This is a genomic window from Herbaspirillum sp. GW822-FHT03A08 (genome assembly GCF_058801885.1).
In genome coordinates this window covers 308,791-323,066 of record NZ_JBXANR010000003.1, presented here as the reverse complement: position 1 = coordinate 323,066, position 14,276 = coordinate 308,791, and the positions used below count along the sequence as shown (strand labels likewise).

The following is a 14,276-nucleotide window of genomic DNA, read 5'->3' as shown; positions in this document are numbered from 1 at the left end:
AGATTCAGGCGACGGCAGCAACCATCGGTAACGCCTCGACCATCGGTGCAGCGATTGCGTCTTTGGCCTTCTTGGTCTTGCCGGCGCGCGACGGCATGTGGCACAGACCGCAGAGATAATCCTGATGCAAGTCCAGACGATGCACGACAAAATGGCCGCCGCATTTGCTGCAAGGCGTCGTCGTCAGCATCTTGCTTTCAAAGAAGCGCACCAGCGTCCATGCGCGTGTCAGCGACAATACCGATTCATCGCCCTCCGCAACCTGTCCGGCCTGCTCCAGATAGAGCTTGTAGGCCTTCATGACTGCTTCGATACCGGAAATTTTGGCGTACCCGACGAGATACTTGTGGATATTGATGAACAACGAAGAATGAATGTTCGGCTGCCAGGTGATGAACCAGTCTGTCGAGAAAGGCAACATACCCTTTGGCGGCGACACACCTTTCAACTCCTTATAAAGTTTGAGAAGACGCTCACGCGACAAGGAGGTTTCAGACTCCAGCAATTGAAGACGCGCCCCCAGATTAATCAGCTCGATCGCCAATTGAATCTCTTGCGCCTCTGTTATCACGCTCTTCTTAGCCATGAACAACCCCCGATATTTTTTCGTTACGACCTGATCAACCTACTAACTCGACTTCGAACAGTCAACGCCGAGTCACTCTCCCGGGTTGACCTCGCAACCCCAACATACCACGAAGAATGCGAATAGCGTCAGGAAATTTGTTCGACTGGCTGACAAGCCATGAGAATGGCTGCATGAGACTGCGCCAAGCCTTTATCTTTGTTGTAATTGGTCAGCATACCGAGGATGGCGCCGTCGTCGAAACGAAAACGCGTCAGCATCATGTTAGTGCCGGCGAGCTTGAGGATCTGCGCGTTGCTCAACCCTTGAATCAGGTCGGCAATTTCGTCGCTGATACCAAGACGAAATATGGCTGTAGCCTTGTCAGAACGAATCATTTGCTGAGCCAACATCAAATAACTCAGATTTGCATCCCGAATTTCAGCCATCATGTCATTGGTATTCATTTGCACCCCCGCTCAAAATCAATTTACAACCGGTTACTTTTTCTTACCGGTAAGGCTGATTCTGAGGGGGCGAGGAAAGGCGGGAAATTAGTGGTTGTCGGTATTTTTCGTCAGCAACGACCTACGTAACAAGTAGGATTTTGTCCTACAAAAACACCGCAAAAATATTCAGAAAATCAAGATTTTTTTCTAAGGTCGTTGCTGGCATTCATTCTTAAGCTGATTGGCATTACATCGATTTAAAAAATTTCCGCAAAGAAATTAGAGTAAAAATTGAATTTATACTAATATTTTACGCATTTAAAAATCGGCATGTTTTCCTACTTTGTTGTCCACAAGCGACTACAAAAACCGTGAAAAGATGCCATGTAACAGCCTTGTAACAAGAAACCCGCCAAGAATACCTTATTTTTTACAATTTATTACGCCTTGCCTAAGCTCAGCGTGTTTTTGTAAAGCAGACGTCACCAAAGAATTTCCCGTCAACAAGTTGATGACATCGACGACTATGTTGCCATCGCTTTCAGACTTTGTTCGATATCCGCAATCAGGTCTTCCACCGTTTCAAGCCCGATATTAAAACGAACCAACCCGCCCTGCTCCGTCCAGGTTTTGCGCATGGTCTGCATCCGATACGGCACGCACAGACTGTGTGCTCCGCCCCAACTGAAGCCGATCTTGAATAAGCGCAGACCATCGACGAAGCGATCGATCTGCTCTTCGCTGAACCGCGGATCGAATGTCACGGAAAACAAACCACCAGCACCCGAGAAATCACGCAGCCAGATATCGTGCCCTGGGCAATCCGGCAAGGCAGGATGCAGCACCTTACTGATTTCAGGGCGCTGTTTGAGCCAGGTCGCAACCCGGCGTGCGGCGGCATCATGCGCGTCGAAACGCAGACGCATCGAAGAGAGACTGCGCAATACCATATAGACGTCATCCATGCCGACGCCCAAGCCGAGCCGCATGTGCGCCAGCTCGATCTTGTGATTAATGTCATCGTCATTCGTGATGACAGCGCCCATGAGCACGTCCGAACCACCAGACTGATACTTGGTCAGCGCCTGCATCACGATGTCGACACCATGTTCAAAGGCCGGGAAGGCCAGACCGGCGGACCAGGTGTTATCCAGCGCCACCGGCACGCCCTTCGCATGCGCGGCCTTGCAGATTGCAGGTACGTCGGAAACCTCCATGGACACTGATCCTGGCGCTTCCGTCCAGATCAGGCGGGTATTGTCCTGAATCAGATCAGCAATGCCGGCACCGATGAGCGGGTCGTAGAAACGCGCCGTCACGCCGAAATCGCGTTCCAGCCACATAGCCTGGTCCTTGTTCGGACCATACACGTTGTCCGGCAACAGAACATCATCGCCTGTTTTAAGAAGCGCGAAATTAACCAGTGAAATTGCTGCCAGGCCGCTTGGCGCGATTCGGCAATGGCGGCCGCCTTCAATTTCGGCAAGACGCGCTTCCAGTGTGAACGTGGTCGGGGTACCGTGCAGCCCGTAGGTGTAGCCGCTCTTCTCTTTCCAGTTGCGCGCGCGCATTGCGGCGACGCTAGGAAAAAGCACTGTCGATGCATGGTGAATACCGACCGGCAGCGCGCCAAAATTATCTGGAGGAACATAAGCGCTGTGCACCAGCGCTGTTTGCGGGGAGAGTTTGTCTGCCACGAATTACCTCAATTACCTCGGATTGTTTTTTTGATTGCTCTTTGACTCTAAGTATCGCACGGCAATCGCACAAGACTTATTGCGCCCCGGCCTTAAGGGAAAACGGCTTGGTGACCGAACCATCCAGCGTTGACCAGGTCCCGCTCAACACGCCGTTCTTGAAACTGCCTTCCCACTGGCCTGAAACGTCTTTGCCGTTATGAGATTCTTCCATCATCAAATCGTTCTGATCGACTTCGCCGGCCAGCAAGATCTGCGATCCCTGTCCGAAAATGAAGTACTGACCTTCCAGACCGTCCTCATCCACCTTAGGGTGCAGGCTGAGTTGAATCTTGTCGTCGCCCAACGTACCGCGCAATACAACGGGCTTGCGGACGATATCCTGCAAGCTTCCCGCCACGATAGTCGTCGCCGCTGCGGCGCCAGGCTGTTGCGCACTGGCTTGTGTGGAAATCAGCAGAACCAGCGGCAGCACTAACTTCAGCACGCCAAGCTTCATTGCGCCGCCGCCCACAAATCGTGCGCATCGGCAGCCGTCACCACGACGTCAACAAATTCGCCGACGACCAGCTTCTTGTGCGGCTCGAAAGGTGGCTTGACGTAGACAACGCCGTCGATTTCCGGTGCATCGGCGTAGGAGCGGCCAATGCCGCCGCTACGATCAACTTCATCGATCAGCACGCGCAGGGTTTTGCCGACCTTGGCTTGCAGGCGCTTCTTGGAAATCTCTTCCTGCAACTGCATGACGCGCGCGCGACGCTCTTCACGCACTTCTTCCGGAACCGGGTTGTCGAGCAGATTGGCCGTCGCACCTTCCACCGGAGAATAGGCAAAGCAGCCCAGGCGATCGATTTCCGCTTCTTTCAGGAAGTCGAGCAGATACTCGAATTCCGCTTCTGTCTCGCCCGGGAAACCGGCGATGAACGTGGAGCGGATCGTCAGATCCGGACACATCTTGCGCCAGGCCTGAATACGTTCAATATTCTTTTCACCGCTTGCCGGACGCTTCATGCGCTTGAGCACGTCAGGATGCGCGTGCTGCAGAGGCACGTCCAGATACGGCAATACGTGGCCTTGCGCCATGAACGGAATGATGTGGTCAACGTGTGGATACGGGTAAACGTAATGCAGACGGACCCACGCACCGTATTGGCGAGCCAGTTCACCAAGGGCCTCGACCAGCTGCGTCATGTGCGTCTTGACGGGCTTGCCGTTCCAGAAGCCCATGCGGAATTTCACGTCTACACCATAAGCGCTGGTGTCTTGGGAAATGACCAGCAACTCCTTAACGCCGGCCTTGAACAGATTTTCTGCCTCGAGCATGACGTCGGCAATCGGGCGCGACACCAGATCGCCGCGCATGGACGGGATGATGCAAAAGCTGCAGCGATGATTGCAGCCTTCGGAAATCTTGAGATACGCAAAATGCTTGGGCGTCAGCTTAACGCCTTGGGCCGGCACCAGATCGATGAACGGCGCATGTGGTTTGGGCAGATGCTTGTGCACCGCCTGCATGACTTCACCGACCGCGTGCGGGCCGGTAACTTCCAGCACTTTGGGATGGATCTTCTGGATAAGATCGTCGCCGTCGCCGTCTTTCTTGGCGCCCAGGCAACCTGTCACGATGACTCTGCCGTTTTCGCTCAATGCTTCGCCGATGGCGTCCAGCGACTCCTGCACCGCGGCATCGATAAAGCCGCAGGTATTGACGATGACCAGATCCGCGCCATCATAGGACTTGGCGGTATCGTAGCCTTCGGCGCGCAATTGCGTCAGGATTTGTTCGGAGTCCACCAGAGCTTTGGGACAGCCGAGCGAAACGAAGCCGACCTTGGGGGCAACCGGGGGTACGACGGAAGAAACATTGGACATGATAGACGGGCGTAAAAGCGAGATTCAGACGAAGCCGCTATTGTACCCTTGGATAGGCAGACCGACCGTAAAACGGCCAGCCCACCTTGACAGAATGTCTATTTTTTACCCGGATCGGTAGGAACGAACGGGAATGTGCCAAACATATTTTTGGTCTGGCTTTGCATTTGCTCCTGCATCTGGATGAACAGGCTCTTGCTCTGTTCGATGTAGTTGCTCATCATGCCTTGCATCATCGGGCCCTGAACATTCATGAACTGGGTCCACATTTCGGGGCTGAAAGGCTTGCCTTCATAGAAACCTTTGGAGTTCTCCGCCAGTTTGTTCTGAATGTCGATAAAGGCCTGGATGTTTTTCTCCAGATACGATCCCATCATGCCTTGCATCGCATGGCCGTAGTATCGAATGATCTGCGACAGCGCCGCACTGGAGAACATGGGCGCGCCATGCGACTCCTCCTCCAGGATGATTTGCAGCAGAATGCTGCGCGTCAGATCGTCACCGTTCTTGGCATCGACGACAGCAAATTCCTCGTTGTCGAGGACCAGTTGCTTCACGTCGGTCAAGGTAATGTAAGAACTTGTTTGAGTATCGTACAGGCGGCGATTAGGATATTTTTTAATTAAACGCTCTGCAGAGTTTTTTGCACTTGTCATCTGAAATTCCAGTCTGTTTTCAGCTATTAAACGGGCTCATATTATTGTGTAGTGATGGCGGCCCGCCGGCGTATCGCATTATAGGCGGGAAACTGCGAATAGATACAAGTACGCAGTTTCCCTTAAAACCTGTCCCAAAAGAATGGCGAATTGGAAGACCCGCCGTCCGGACAACTTAACCCATGTGCAAACCACCGTTCAGCGAAAAGTCGGAACCAGTAGCGTAGCCACCTTCCTGCGAGGCAATCCATGCAACGATCGAAGCAATTTCTTCCGGCTCCGCGAGACGCTTGACCGGAATACCTGCCACGATTTTTTCCAGGACTTCAGGACGGATCGCGCGCACCATGTCGGTACCGACATAGCCTGGCGACACGGTGTTGACTGTCACGCCCTTGGTGGCGACTTCCTGCGCCAGCGCCATGGTAAAACCATGAATGCCGGCCTTGGCCGTGGAATAGTTGGTCTGACCGAACTGGCCTTTCTGGCCGTTGACGGAAGAGATATTGATGATACGACCCCAACCGCGGTCGACCATGCCTTCAATGACCTGCTTGGTCACGTTGAAGAGCGAGTTCAGGTTGGTGTCGATGACGGCGTCCCAATCGGATTTGGTCATCTTACGGAACTGGCCGTCACGTGTAATACCGGCGTTGTTGACCAGAATATCGACTTCGCCGACTTCGGCGCGGACCTTTTCAAAAGCCGCCTTGGTTGATTCCCAATCGGCGACATTGCCTTCAGACGCGTGAATGTCAAAACCTTGTTCGCGCATGGAGGCCAGCCATTTGTCCTTGCGCGTCGAATTGGGGCCGCAGCCGGCAACCACTGTATAGCCGTCTTTGCAAAGACGCGCACAAATTGGACTACCGATACCTCCCATGCCGCCTGTCACATATGCGATTCGCTTAACCATGTCCTGCCTCCTAATTTGTGTCGGGTGGATAATTACCAAGGATGACGACCACCTGCTATTTCGCGCTTTCACTTGCTTCGCTCATGCAGGAGTCTTTATGCAACCGCATCCTCTTTGTTGTTGAACTTTCAGGGTCTTTTTATTCAGCTCTGACTTTGACGTACCTCCCTGGTGCCGGTTCAATCACTTTGTACTTTGCATTGCCTGCACTCTTCGGCGCAGCAATTTGCTTGCCAGCATGTTTGGCGAGGAAGGCTGACCATTCCGTCCACCAGCTGCCGGGATGTTCTTTGGCGCCAGCAAACCAAGCGTCAGGATCGGCGCCGATCTTGTCGTTGGTCCAGTAGCTGCGCTTGTTCTTCGACGGCGGATTGATCACGCCGGCAATGTGACCGGAAGCGCCCAGCACAAAACGGTTGTTTGCAGGCTTCTTGGAATTCAGAATCGCGGTCGATGCATATGCCGACGCCCACGGCACGATGTGGTCCTCACGCGATGCATAGATGAACGACGGCACATTGAGCTTGTAGAGATCAATCTTCTCGCCGGCGATAGTCAGCTTGCCCGGATCCTTGAGCGCGTTCTCCAGATACATGTGACGCAAGTAATAGCAGAACATTGGCCCAGGCAGATTGGTGCTGTCGGCGTTCCAATACAGCAGATCGAAAGCTTGCGGCGTCTCGCCTTTGAGGTAATTCGACTCGACATAATTCCACAGCAGATCGTTCGGACGCAGGCTGGAGAAAGCCGTCGCGAAATCGCGTCCGGACATCAGGCCGCTCTTGCCGATCATCTGCTCACGCATCTGGATCTGGACGTCGTCGATATAGACGTCGATCGCGCCGGTGTCCAGAAAATTGAGGAAGGCCGTCAACAAGGTCAGACTTGCGACAGGCTCTTCGCCGCGCGCAGCAAGCACCGCCAGCGCGCAGGAAAGAATCGTGCCGCCGACGCAAAATCCCAGCGCATTGATCTGTTCTTGCCCCGAGATTTCCTGAGCCACGTGAATCGCGCGCACTACGGCGTCGTCAACATATTGGTCCCAGGTGGTCGTTTCCAACGACGCATCTGCATTGCGCCAGGACACCAGGAAAACAGTATTGCCCTGCTCCACCGCGTAGCGCACCAGCGAATTTTGCGGCTGCAGGTCAAGAATATAAAACTTGTTGATGCAGGGCGGCACGATCAGCAGCGGACGCGCGTGCACCGTTTTGGTCAGCGGCTTGTATTGGATAAGCTGAAACAGGGCATTCTCAAACACCACCGAGCCTTCGGTTGTCGCCACATCCTTACCGACTTCGAATGCTGTTTCGTCAGTCTGAGACACGCGGCCTTTTTGCAGATCGGTGAACAACTGCGCAATCCCGCGCGTCAGGCTTTCGCCGTTGGTGTCGATGATCTTTTGCTGCGCTTCCGGATTGGTCGCAAGGAAGTTCGCGGGTGACAGCGCATCGATCATTTGCTGCACTGCAAAACGCAATTTTTGTTTGACCTTGTCCGTCGACTGCACCGCATCAACGAGCGACGTCAAAAACCGCGCATTGAGCTGATAGGCCGCAGCCTGAAATGCAAAAAACGGATTGGATTGCCACGCCGGCGCCGACATGCGCCGATCGGAGATGGAAGGAACTTTGGAGCTCATGACCGTCTGCCACAAACCGGCAAACTGATCAGCATAATCTTGCTGCAGGCGAAGAACATCAGCGGGATCGAGCGTGGCGCCAAGGTCGCCCAGTTTTGCCTGTATCGATGACGCATCGAGCGGCGCCGTCGGCATCGGCCACGATTGCCACACCTTGGGATCAGACAACTGGTTTAGCCATGCTGAAAAGACGGGAGGAACATTCTGCGGGTTCTGCTTATTCATGCTCGCTTCTACAATTTTCGCGTATTGTTACGGTTTGTCGCTCAGTCTGAAAAACCAGAAACCACAATGTACATCGTCGCAATCGCTTGGTTATATGTCGTCTTCATGATGTCGATTACCGAACAGTCCGCCATTGCTGGAATCGTGACGTTTTTCCTGTACGGCGTATTTCCGTTGACAATTGTTTTATACCTGATGGGTACACCGCAACGCAAGCGGAATCGTCAAATGAAGGAAAAATTGAAAGCCGCGCAAGACGCAGGACCGGGGCCGGTCAGCGAGGCAAGCGCCGACAATAAAAGCGAGTCCTGAATCGCAAACACCGCCTGAATTGGCGGGGCCATCAATGGGTTGCGAGAATTACATGACGGCGAGAAAGCGCCAATAGAAGAGTTTCGAAATTTCCGGCCAATGCTCGGTTAGATGTTTATCCCGGCTGCCGGCCTGATCAAGCCGGGCGAGACTATTTATTCGTCCAAGATATTTCGAGACAACGAAAAAACTGTACCTGCAATGCTTCCTCGATTGCCATGTTGCGCCACAGTGGCGCAACGTAGACTGCTGAAATAGCCAGATACGCTCCATAAGATTCGGCATCCAGTCCTCCGACGACCTCATTGCCGTATCTGGCGTAAATCCGCATCCCATCCGCCCTCTTTTCGAGATCGAATCGCAAGTCGCCCGGGAGCGGCTGCGGCATCGGACTCACAGCCAGAGATGCGATGTCAGATGCAAACCCAGCAGCAGCAAGCCGATGAAAAAGCAGCGGCGAAACAGTGCAGCCGAAATTTTCCCTCTCAGCCACTGGCCGATGAACATGCCTCCCAAGGCCGACACCAACGCCATCAATGACACTGCCGCCCCCGTCATCTGCAGCGCTCCTCCCTGCGCCAAACCGATCGCCATCGCGATAGTAGATATCGTGAACGACAAGCCGAGCGCCTGAATCAGCTCGTCCTTCTCCAGATTCAGCGCCTGCAAATACGGTACCGCCGGAATGACGAAGACCGCCGTCGCCGCAGTGACCAATCCGGTTATCAGTCCGATGACAGGAGACAGCCATTTTTCCGTTCTGGCCGATACCGAGAACTTGACCGCCGCCAATCCCAGCACTGCATACACGATCAGCGCCGCCCCCAAGGCTGCCGTCGCCTGCCCGCTGTTATCTCCGGTCATCCAGCGAGCCCCAAGCAGAGTGCCGGCAACGATGCCGATCAGCATCAGCCAGAGCCGACGCAGCAGCCAGACAAAACGCCCTCCCGCCAGTAACTGCCATACGTTGGTGACCAGCGATGGCACGATCAACAACGCCGCCGCCTGCACCGGAGGCATGAACAGCCCCAGCAACCCGACCGCGACTGTCGGCAGACCGAGACCGACGACGCCTTTGACAAAGCCCGCCAACAAGAAAATGGCCGTCACGGCCGACAGCAACGCCACATGCGCAGCATCAAAAGACAAGATTGTCTGCATCGCTCCTCCTCTCAACATGACGCAAGTCTGCCAGCTATCGTCACGGTAGAAAATCTGGAATACACTGAGCCAGCCTTCGGCTGTGCCTGAGGCTGATACGTCATCCCCATCTGTCCGGATAGCAAACACGATGAGCACTCGACTCGACTTGAATGACCTGCGCCTCTTCCTGCACGTTGCGGAAACCGGCAGCATCACCGCCGGCGCAGAACGATCTCATCTTGCGCTGGCGTCAGCGAGCGCACGTGTTCGCAGCATGGAAGATGCGCTGGGCGTCGCACTGCTGACGCGCGAACGGCGCGGCGTGCAACTGACCGATGCCGGCCGCGCCTTACAGCACCATGCGCGCACAGTGCTACAGCAAATGGATCGGATGCGCGATGAACTCAGCGAATATGCGCACGGCCTCAAAGGTCATATCCGCCTGCTGGGCAATACTGCCGCCATCACTGAATTCCTGCCGGACACGCTTGGCGCTTTCCTGGAACAAAACCCTTACATCGACATCGATCTGGAAGAACGTCCCAGCCATGAAATCATCCAGGCGATCATCGACGGCATTGCCGACATTGGCATCGTTGCCGATTCAGCCGATTCCGGGCATTTGCAAACCTTGCCGTTTCGCGAAGATCGCCTGATGGTGGTGACACCGCGCAAACATGCGCTCGCACGCCGCAAGCAGTTGGCATTCACAGAAATCGTTGCGGAAAATTTTGTCGGCCTGAGCGGCGGCAGCGCCTTGCAAGAACACCTTTCCGGACATGCGGTCCGCGCGGGCAAACGCTTGCAGTACCGCGTGCGCCTGCGCAGCTTCGACGGCATCTGCCGCATGGTGGAGCGTGGAGTGGGTATTGGCGTGCTTCCGGCCACGGCGGCATTGCGCTGCCAGAAAACGATGGAGATCAAGTGCATCCCGCTCAGCGATGCCTGGGCGAAGCGTCAACTCTTGATTTGCGTCAGAAATGAACTGGAACTACCGGGGCACACACGGCAATTGTTGGAGCAGCTACAGCAGCAAGCGTGATCCTGAGCAGCTATCGAAGCCAGATAAGCGAGGCCATACGGCCGGTCACTTTGTCGCGGCGATAAGAATAAAACCGCTTATCGCTGACAGTACAAAAACCACCGCCGGAAACGCGCGTCACATCAGCTTTCCCCAGCCGCAGACGAGCAAGCTGATAAATATCGGCAAGGAATTTGCCTTCACGATCGGCAATTGCGACGAAGGCGCTGCGGCTGGCGGCATCATGCAAGACAAAAGCGTCGATCACATCCTGTCCCACTTCAAATTTCTCCGGACCAATGGCCGGACCTAGCCAGGCAAGTATCTCGCCGGCACCTCGCTGGCGCATGGCATCCACCGTACGCTCCAGCACACCCGAGGCTAAACCGCGCCAGCCGGCATGAGCAGAACCAACCACCGTGCCGGCCGCATCGCAAAACAACACAGGCAGACAGTCGGCGGTCATCATCGCGCAAACAGCACCGACTTGCGTCGCCACACAGGCATCCGCCTCCGGAGCACCTTGCACGTCAGCCGCATCGGCGACGTTGACGCCGTGCACTTGCGTGAGCCAGGCCGGCTCGGACGGCAGAATACTGCGCAGCAGACGGCGATTATGGGTAACGTGTTCGGGCGCATCCTGCACATGCACGCCCAGATTCAGTCCGCCACCGCCTTGCCCATCACCATACGGCCCCAGGCTCGCGCCGCCCCGGCGCATGGTCGTCAGAGCGCCTACATTGCCTGGCCGATCGTTCCAGTCCGGAATCAGCAGCTCCATAAACTCACTCGTCCAATGCTTTGAGGGCGTCGACATTAATGCCTGCGCGACCAAGCAGCTCGGTGAAATCCTCCGGCAATGCGACTTCCCACTGGCATGCCTTGCCGCTGGTCGGGTGCACCAGCCCCAGTCGCCAAGCCTGCAGCGCCTGACGCGGGAAAAATGGCATGAGATGGGTCTTGCCGTACAACGCATCGCCAACCAATGCAAAACCCAGCGACTGCATATGTACGCGGATCTGATGCGTACGACCTGTTTCCAGCTGGCAATGCATCAGGCTGACGGCACGACCGTCCAATGCCCCCACGGCAACGCGCTGATAATGCGTGATGGCCGGTTTAGCGCTCATGCTTTCGGATACCGCCATTTTGATGCGATCGCGCGGATGACGGGCCATGGCGCCGTCGATGGTGCCCGACAGCTGTGGCGTGCCCCAGACCAGCGCCAGATAGCGGCGTTTGACCGTACGAGCCTGCAACTGGCGCACCAGATCGGTCTGCGCCGCCAGAGTCTTGGCGACCACCATCAAACCGCTGGTGTCTTTGTCCAGCCGGTGCACGATACCGGCGCGCGGCACCCCGCCCAATGCTGGAAAATGATGTAATAAACCGTTAAGAAGCGTACCCGACCAGTTACCCGCTGCGGGGTGAACCACCAGTCCGGCGGGCTTGTTGACCACCAGAATCGCCTTGTCTTCATGCACGATGTCCAGGTCCATGGGCTCCGGCTGGAAGGCGGTATCCTCCGGCGCGGCCTGGGGTGTAATGACCACGACTTCGTCGCCCAGCACCGTCATTTTGGTGCGGGCAGGATTGCCGTCCACAGTCACAAAACCAGCCTCAATCCATTGCTGGATGCGGCTTCGCGAAAATTGCGGCACAAGCGAAGACACAACCTTGTCGAGCCTGCTGCCGCAGTCGTCGTCGGTCAGCTTGAGGGTAATCGGTTCGTTGCCTTCGGCAACCTCGTCGACGATTTCGTCGAGCGCGTCATCTCCCGCGTCTGTTTCGATAGGTTCGGTTGCAAAAGCTTTTACAACCTTAGGGGGAGTGGTACGTGACATCAGCTATAATCAGTGGATTGAAATTTCTTGTTTCTTTGCACCCGCTCAAACTGCTCATACGTCATGCAAAAAATCTTATTGAAGTTGCTTACCGTCGCATTCATCCTGTCTTTGTCCGCATGCGGCTTGCTGCCTGAACAAAAAGACGAGACGGCTGGGTGGTCCGCGTCCAAATTATACTCGGAAGCCAAGGAAGAACTGACCGCCGGCGGTTACGAGAAGTCAATCAAGTACTTTGAGAAACTCGAATCGCGCTATCCGTTCGGCACCTACGCGCAACAGGCGCAGATGGATATCGCCTACGCCTACTACCGCCTGAACGACCAGCCACAGGGTCTGGCAGCCGTTGATCGCTTCATCAAGCTGCACCCGAATCATCCTAACGTCGACTACATGTACTATCTGCGCGGCTTGATCAATTTCAACGACCGCACCAGCATTTTCGATACCTTCACCGATCAGGACAACACCGAGCGCGACCCCAAGGCTGTGCGCGATGCGTTTGATTCGTTCAAGCTGCTGGCGGAGCGCTTCCCTGACAGTACTTACACCCCTGACGCCATGGCCCGCATGAAGTATCTGGTCAATGCGATGGCGCAGTACGACGTCCACGTCGCCAAGTATTACTATCGTCGCGGCGCCTACGTGTCGGCGGTCAATCGCTCCCAGGCTGCGATCAAGGACTACCCTGATGCGCCGGCAGTCGAAGAAGCGCTGTTCATCATGATGCGTTCTTACGAAGCAATGGGGCAGACGCAATTGCGCGAAGACACCGAGCGCGTCATTCAGGCGACTTACCCGAACAGCCCGTACTACACCGGCGGTCCGAAAGACGTCAAAGCCAAGCCTTGGTGGAAAATCTGGTAATCATTCCTGGTTGCCGACATGAAAAAGCCTCGCATTGCGAGGCTTTTTTATTTCCGGCGCGATATCCGGATCATGGTGAAACGCCGCAGAACCTTACTCCGCAATGCGACGACGGAACACCCATGACGTCTCGCTGGAAACCGCCTCATCGAAAGCATAACCATCCAGATCGAAGTTCTTCAACTTTTCCGCCTGATTGATTCCTTTGAGCGCCGCGTATCGCGCCATCAGACCGCGCGCACGTTTTGCATAGAAGGAAATGATCTTGTACTTGCCGCCCTTCCAGTCTTCAAACACGGGCGAAATCACCTTGGCGTCAAGCACCTTCGGCTTAACCACCTTGAAATACTCCTCGGAGGCCAGATTCACCAGCACCTTGGATTTGTGCTGCGCCAGTTCGACATTCAGCGCCTTGGTGACGTCTTCGCCCCAGAAGGCGTACAAGTCCTTGCCGCGCGGATTCGGCAGCCTGGTACCCATTTCCAGGCGATAGGGCTGCATCAGGTCGAGCGGACGCAAAGCGCCGTAGAGGCCGGACAAGATGCGCACATGTGTTTGCACATAGTCAAGTTGCTTGGCGGAAAGCGAGGCAGCGTCCAGACCTTCATAGACGTCACCGTTGAACGCCAGCACGGCTTGCTTGCTGTTTTTGGTCGTGAACTTGCGCGACCATGAGACGTAGCGCTCGACATTCAAGGCCGCCAGCTGGTCGGAAATTCCCATCAGCGTGGAAATCTGCGCCGGCGATTTTTCTTTCAATACCTCGATCAACTCAGCCGAGCGGGCGATGAAATCGGGCTTGGTATGCAGGTCTGTGGTTGGCGGAGTGTCGTAATCGAGGGATTTGGCGGGCGATAAAACGATGAGCATGAATGGATCCGTTTGAATTTTTCGTAATGATACCGAAACCGGCGCAAGCCGTCTTAACGTGCATAAAACAGGCGCTGCCCTTACACCAACCGGCGTCTCCCCGGTAGCAACAATGAAGTGTTGCTAATTCACCAAAGCAAAAACTAATTCTCCCGCTTCCTAAACTTATTCATAGAATAGTCGTTCACGGTCATACG

The 14,276-nt window shown here is 55.1% G+C and carries 15 protein-coding genes; 3 read left to right on the top strand and 12 right to left on the bottom strand.

What is annotated here, in order from left to right; all coding sequences use genetic code 11:
* Positions 1-4: 4 nt before the first annotated feature.
* From flhC to phaC, 8 genes are all read right to left on the bottom strand, one after another.
* Positions 5-586, bottom strand: a complete 582-nt coding sequence (gene flhC, locus AC1RN6_RS10685) for a flagellar transcriptional regulator FlhC (protein WP_094563376.1) — start codon at positions 584-586, stop codon at positions 5-7.
* A gap of 128 nt (positions 587-714) precedes the next feature.
* Complete coding sequence (gene flhD, locus AC1RN6_RS10680) at positions 715-1,032, bottom strand: flagellar transcriptional regulator FlhD (protein ID WP_050477261.1); 318 nt, start codon at positions 1,030-1,032, stop codon at positions 715-717.
* 506 nt (positions 1,033-1,538) lie between these two features.
* Positions 1,539-2,711 (bottom strand): cystathionine beta-lyase, encoded by a 1,173-nt coding sequence (locus AC1RN6_RS10675; protein WP_493005201.1) that lies wholly within the window; start codon positions 2,709-2,711, stop codon positions 1,539-1,541.
* A gap of 76 nt (positions 2,712-2,787) precedes the next feature.
* Positions 2,788-3,198, bottom strand: a complete 411-nt coding sequence (locus tag AC1RN6_RS10670; protein ID WP_493005200.1) for a hypothetical protein — start codon at positions 3,196-3,198, stop codon at positions 2,788-2,790.
* Positions 3,199-3,206: 8 nt separating this feature from the next.
* Positions 3,207-4,583 carry a 30S ribosomal protein S12 methylthiotransferase RimO gene (gene rimO, locus AC1RN6_RS10665; protein WP_493005198.1) on the bottom strand — a complete coding sequence of 459 codons (1,377 nt, stop codon included), beginning with the start codon at positions 4,581-4,583 and terminating at the stop codon, positions 3,207-3,209.
* Between the two features lie 98 nt (positions 4,584-4,681).
* Positions 4,682-5,239, bottom strand: coding sequence for a polyhydroxyalkanoate synthesis repressor PhaR (phaR, locus tag AC1RN6_RS10660; protein ID WP_007876444.1), 558 nt, complete (start codon positions 5,237-5,239; stop codon positions 4,682-4,684).
* Between the two features lie 175 nt (positions 5,240-5,414).
* Positions 5,415-6,155 carry a 3-ketoacyl-ACP reductase gene (locus tag AC1RN6_RS10655; protein WP_493005197.1) on the bottom strand — a complete coding sequence of 247 codons (741 nt, stop codon included), beginning with the start codon at positions 6,153-6,155 and terminating at the stop codon, positions 5,415-5,417.
* Positions 6,156-6,294: 139 nt separating this feature from the next.
* Positions 6,295-8,022, bottom strand: a complete 1,728-nt coding sequence (gene phaC / locus AC1RN6_RS10650) for a class I poly(R)-hydroxyalkanoic acid synthase (RefSeq protein WP_493005196.1) — start codon at positions 8,020-8,022, stop codon at positions 6,295-6,297.
* A 66-nt stretch (positions 8,023-8,088) separates the two neighbouring features.
* On the opposite strand from phaC, the gene AC1RN6_RS10645 reads away from it, so the two are divergent.
* Entirely contained in the window at positions 8,089-8,334 is a 246-nt protein-coding gene (locus tag AC1RN6_RS10645) for a hypothetical protein (protein WP_493005195.1), read from the top strand.
* Between the two features lie 393 nt (positions 8,335-8,727).
* Here the strand turns inward: AC1RN6_RS10645 and AC1RN6_RS10640 are convergent, their stop codons facing one another.
* On the bottom strand, positions 8,728-9,495 hold the full coding sequence (locus tag AC1RN6_RS10640; RefSeq protein ID WP_493005194.1) for a sulfite exporter TauE/SafE family protein: 768 nt from the start codon (positions 9,493-9,495) through the stop codon (positions 8,728-8,730).
* A gap of 130 nt (positions 9,496-9,625) precedes the next feature.
* Here AC1RN6_RS10640 and AC1RN6_RS10635 point away from each other — a divergent pair, with 130 nt between their 5' ends.
* Positions 9,626-10,519, top strand: coding sequence for a LysR family transcriptional regulator (locus AC1RN6_RS10635; protein WP_493005192.1), 894 nt, complete (start codon positions 9,626-9,628; stop codon positions 10,517-10,519).
* A 10-nt stretch (positions 10,520-10,529) separates the two neighbouring features.
* Here AC1RN6_RS10635 and pgeF read toward each other — a convergent pair whose 3' ends face one another.
* A complete protein-coding gene (pgeF, locus tag AC1RN6_RS10630) occupies positions 10,530-11,279 on the bottom strand; it encodes a peptidoglycan editing factor PgeF (protein WP_493005191.1) in 750 nt (249 codons plus the stop codon).
* Positions 11,280-11,283: 4 nt separating this feature from the next.
* Complete coding sequence (locus tag AC1RN6_RS10625; RefSeq protein WP_493005190.1) at positions 11,284-12,342, bottom strand: RluA family pseudouridine synthase; 1,059 nt, start codon at positions 12,340-12,342, stop codon at positions 11,284-11,286.
* Positions 12,343-12,405: 63 nt separating this feature from the next.
* Here AC1RN6_RS10625 and AC1RN6_RS10620 point away from each other — a divergent pair, with 63 nt between their 5' ends.
* Entirely contained in the window at positions 12,406-13,209 is an 804-nt protein-coding gene (locus AC1RN6_RS10620; RefSeq protein WP_493005189.1) for an outer membrane protein assembly factor BamD, read from the top strand.
* Positions 13,210-13,302: 93 nt separating this feature from the next.
* On the opposite strand, the gene yaaA is transcribed toward AC1RN6_RS10620, so the two are convergent.
* Positions 13,303-14,079, bottom strand: coding sequence for a peroxide stress protein YaaA (gene yaaA, locus AC1RN6_RS10615; RefSeq protein ID WP_493005187.1), 777 nt, complete (start codon positions 14,077-14,079; stop codon positions 13,303-13,305).
* Positions 14,080-14,276 lie beyond the last annotated feature (197 nt).

What these genes read in the sequence shown, in the direction of transcription:
- flhC (WP_094563376.1), bottom strand. Translation starts at nt 586, where the DNA reads ATGGCTAAGAAGAGCGTGATAACAGAGGCGCAAGAGATTCAATTGGCG.
- flhD (WP_050477261.1), bottom strand. Translation starts at nt 1,032, where the DNA reads ATGAATACCAATGACATGATGGCTGAAATTCGGGATGCAAATCTGAGT.
- rimO (WP_493005198.1), bottom strand. Translation starts at nt 4,583, where the DNA reads ATGTCCAATGTTTCTTCCGTCGTACCCCCGGTTGCCCCCAAGGTCGGC.
- phaR (WP_007876444.1), bottom strand. Translation starts at nt 5,239, where the DNA reads ATGACAAGTGCAAAAAACTCTGCAGAGCGTTTAATTAAAAAATATCCT.
- AC1RN6_RS10655 (WP_493005197.1), bottom strand. Translation starts at nt 6,155, where the DNA reads ATGGTTAAGCGAATCGCATATGTGACAGGCGGCATGGGAGGTATCGGT.
- phaC (WP_493005196.1), bottom strand. Translation starts at nt 8,022, where the DNA reads ATGAATAAGCAGAACCCGCAGAATGTTCCTCCCGTCTTTTCAGCATGG.
- AC1RN6_RS10645 (WP_493005195.1), top strand. Translation starts at nt 8,089, where the DNA reads ATGTACATCGTCGCAATCGCTTGGTTATATGTCGTCTTCATGATGTCG.
- AC1RN6_RS10640 (WP_493005194.1), bottom strand. Translation starts at nt 9,495, where the DNA reads ATGCAGACAATCTTGTCTTTTGATGCTGCGCATGTGGCGTTGCTGTCG.
- AC1RN6_RS10635 (WP_493005192.1), top strand. Translation starts at nt 9,626, where the DNA reads ATGAGCACTCGACTCGACTTGAATGACCTGCGCCTCTTCCTGCACGTT.
- pgeF (WP_493005191.1), bottom strand. Translation starts at nt 11,279, where the DNA reads ATGGAGCTGCTGATTCCGGACTGGAACGATCGGCCAGGCAATGTAGGC.
- AC1RN6_RS10625 (WP_493005190.1), bottom strand. Translation starts at nt 12,342, where the DNA reads ATGTCACGTACCACTCCCCCTAAGGTTGTAAAAGCTTTTGCAACCGAA.
- AC1RN6_RS10620 (WP_493005189.1), top strand. Translation starts at nt 12,406, where the DNA reads ATGCAAAAAATCTTATTGAAGTTGCTTACCGTCGCATTCATCCTGTCT.
- yaaA (WP_493005187.1), bottom strand. Translation starts at nt 14,079, where the DNA reads ATGCTCATCGTTTTATCGCCCGCCAAATCCCTCGATTACGACACTCCG.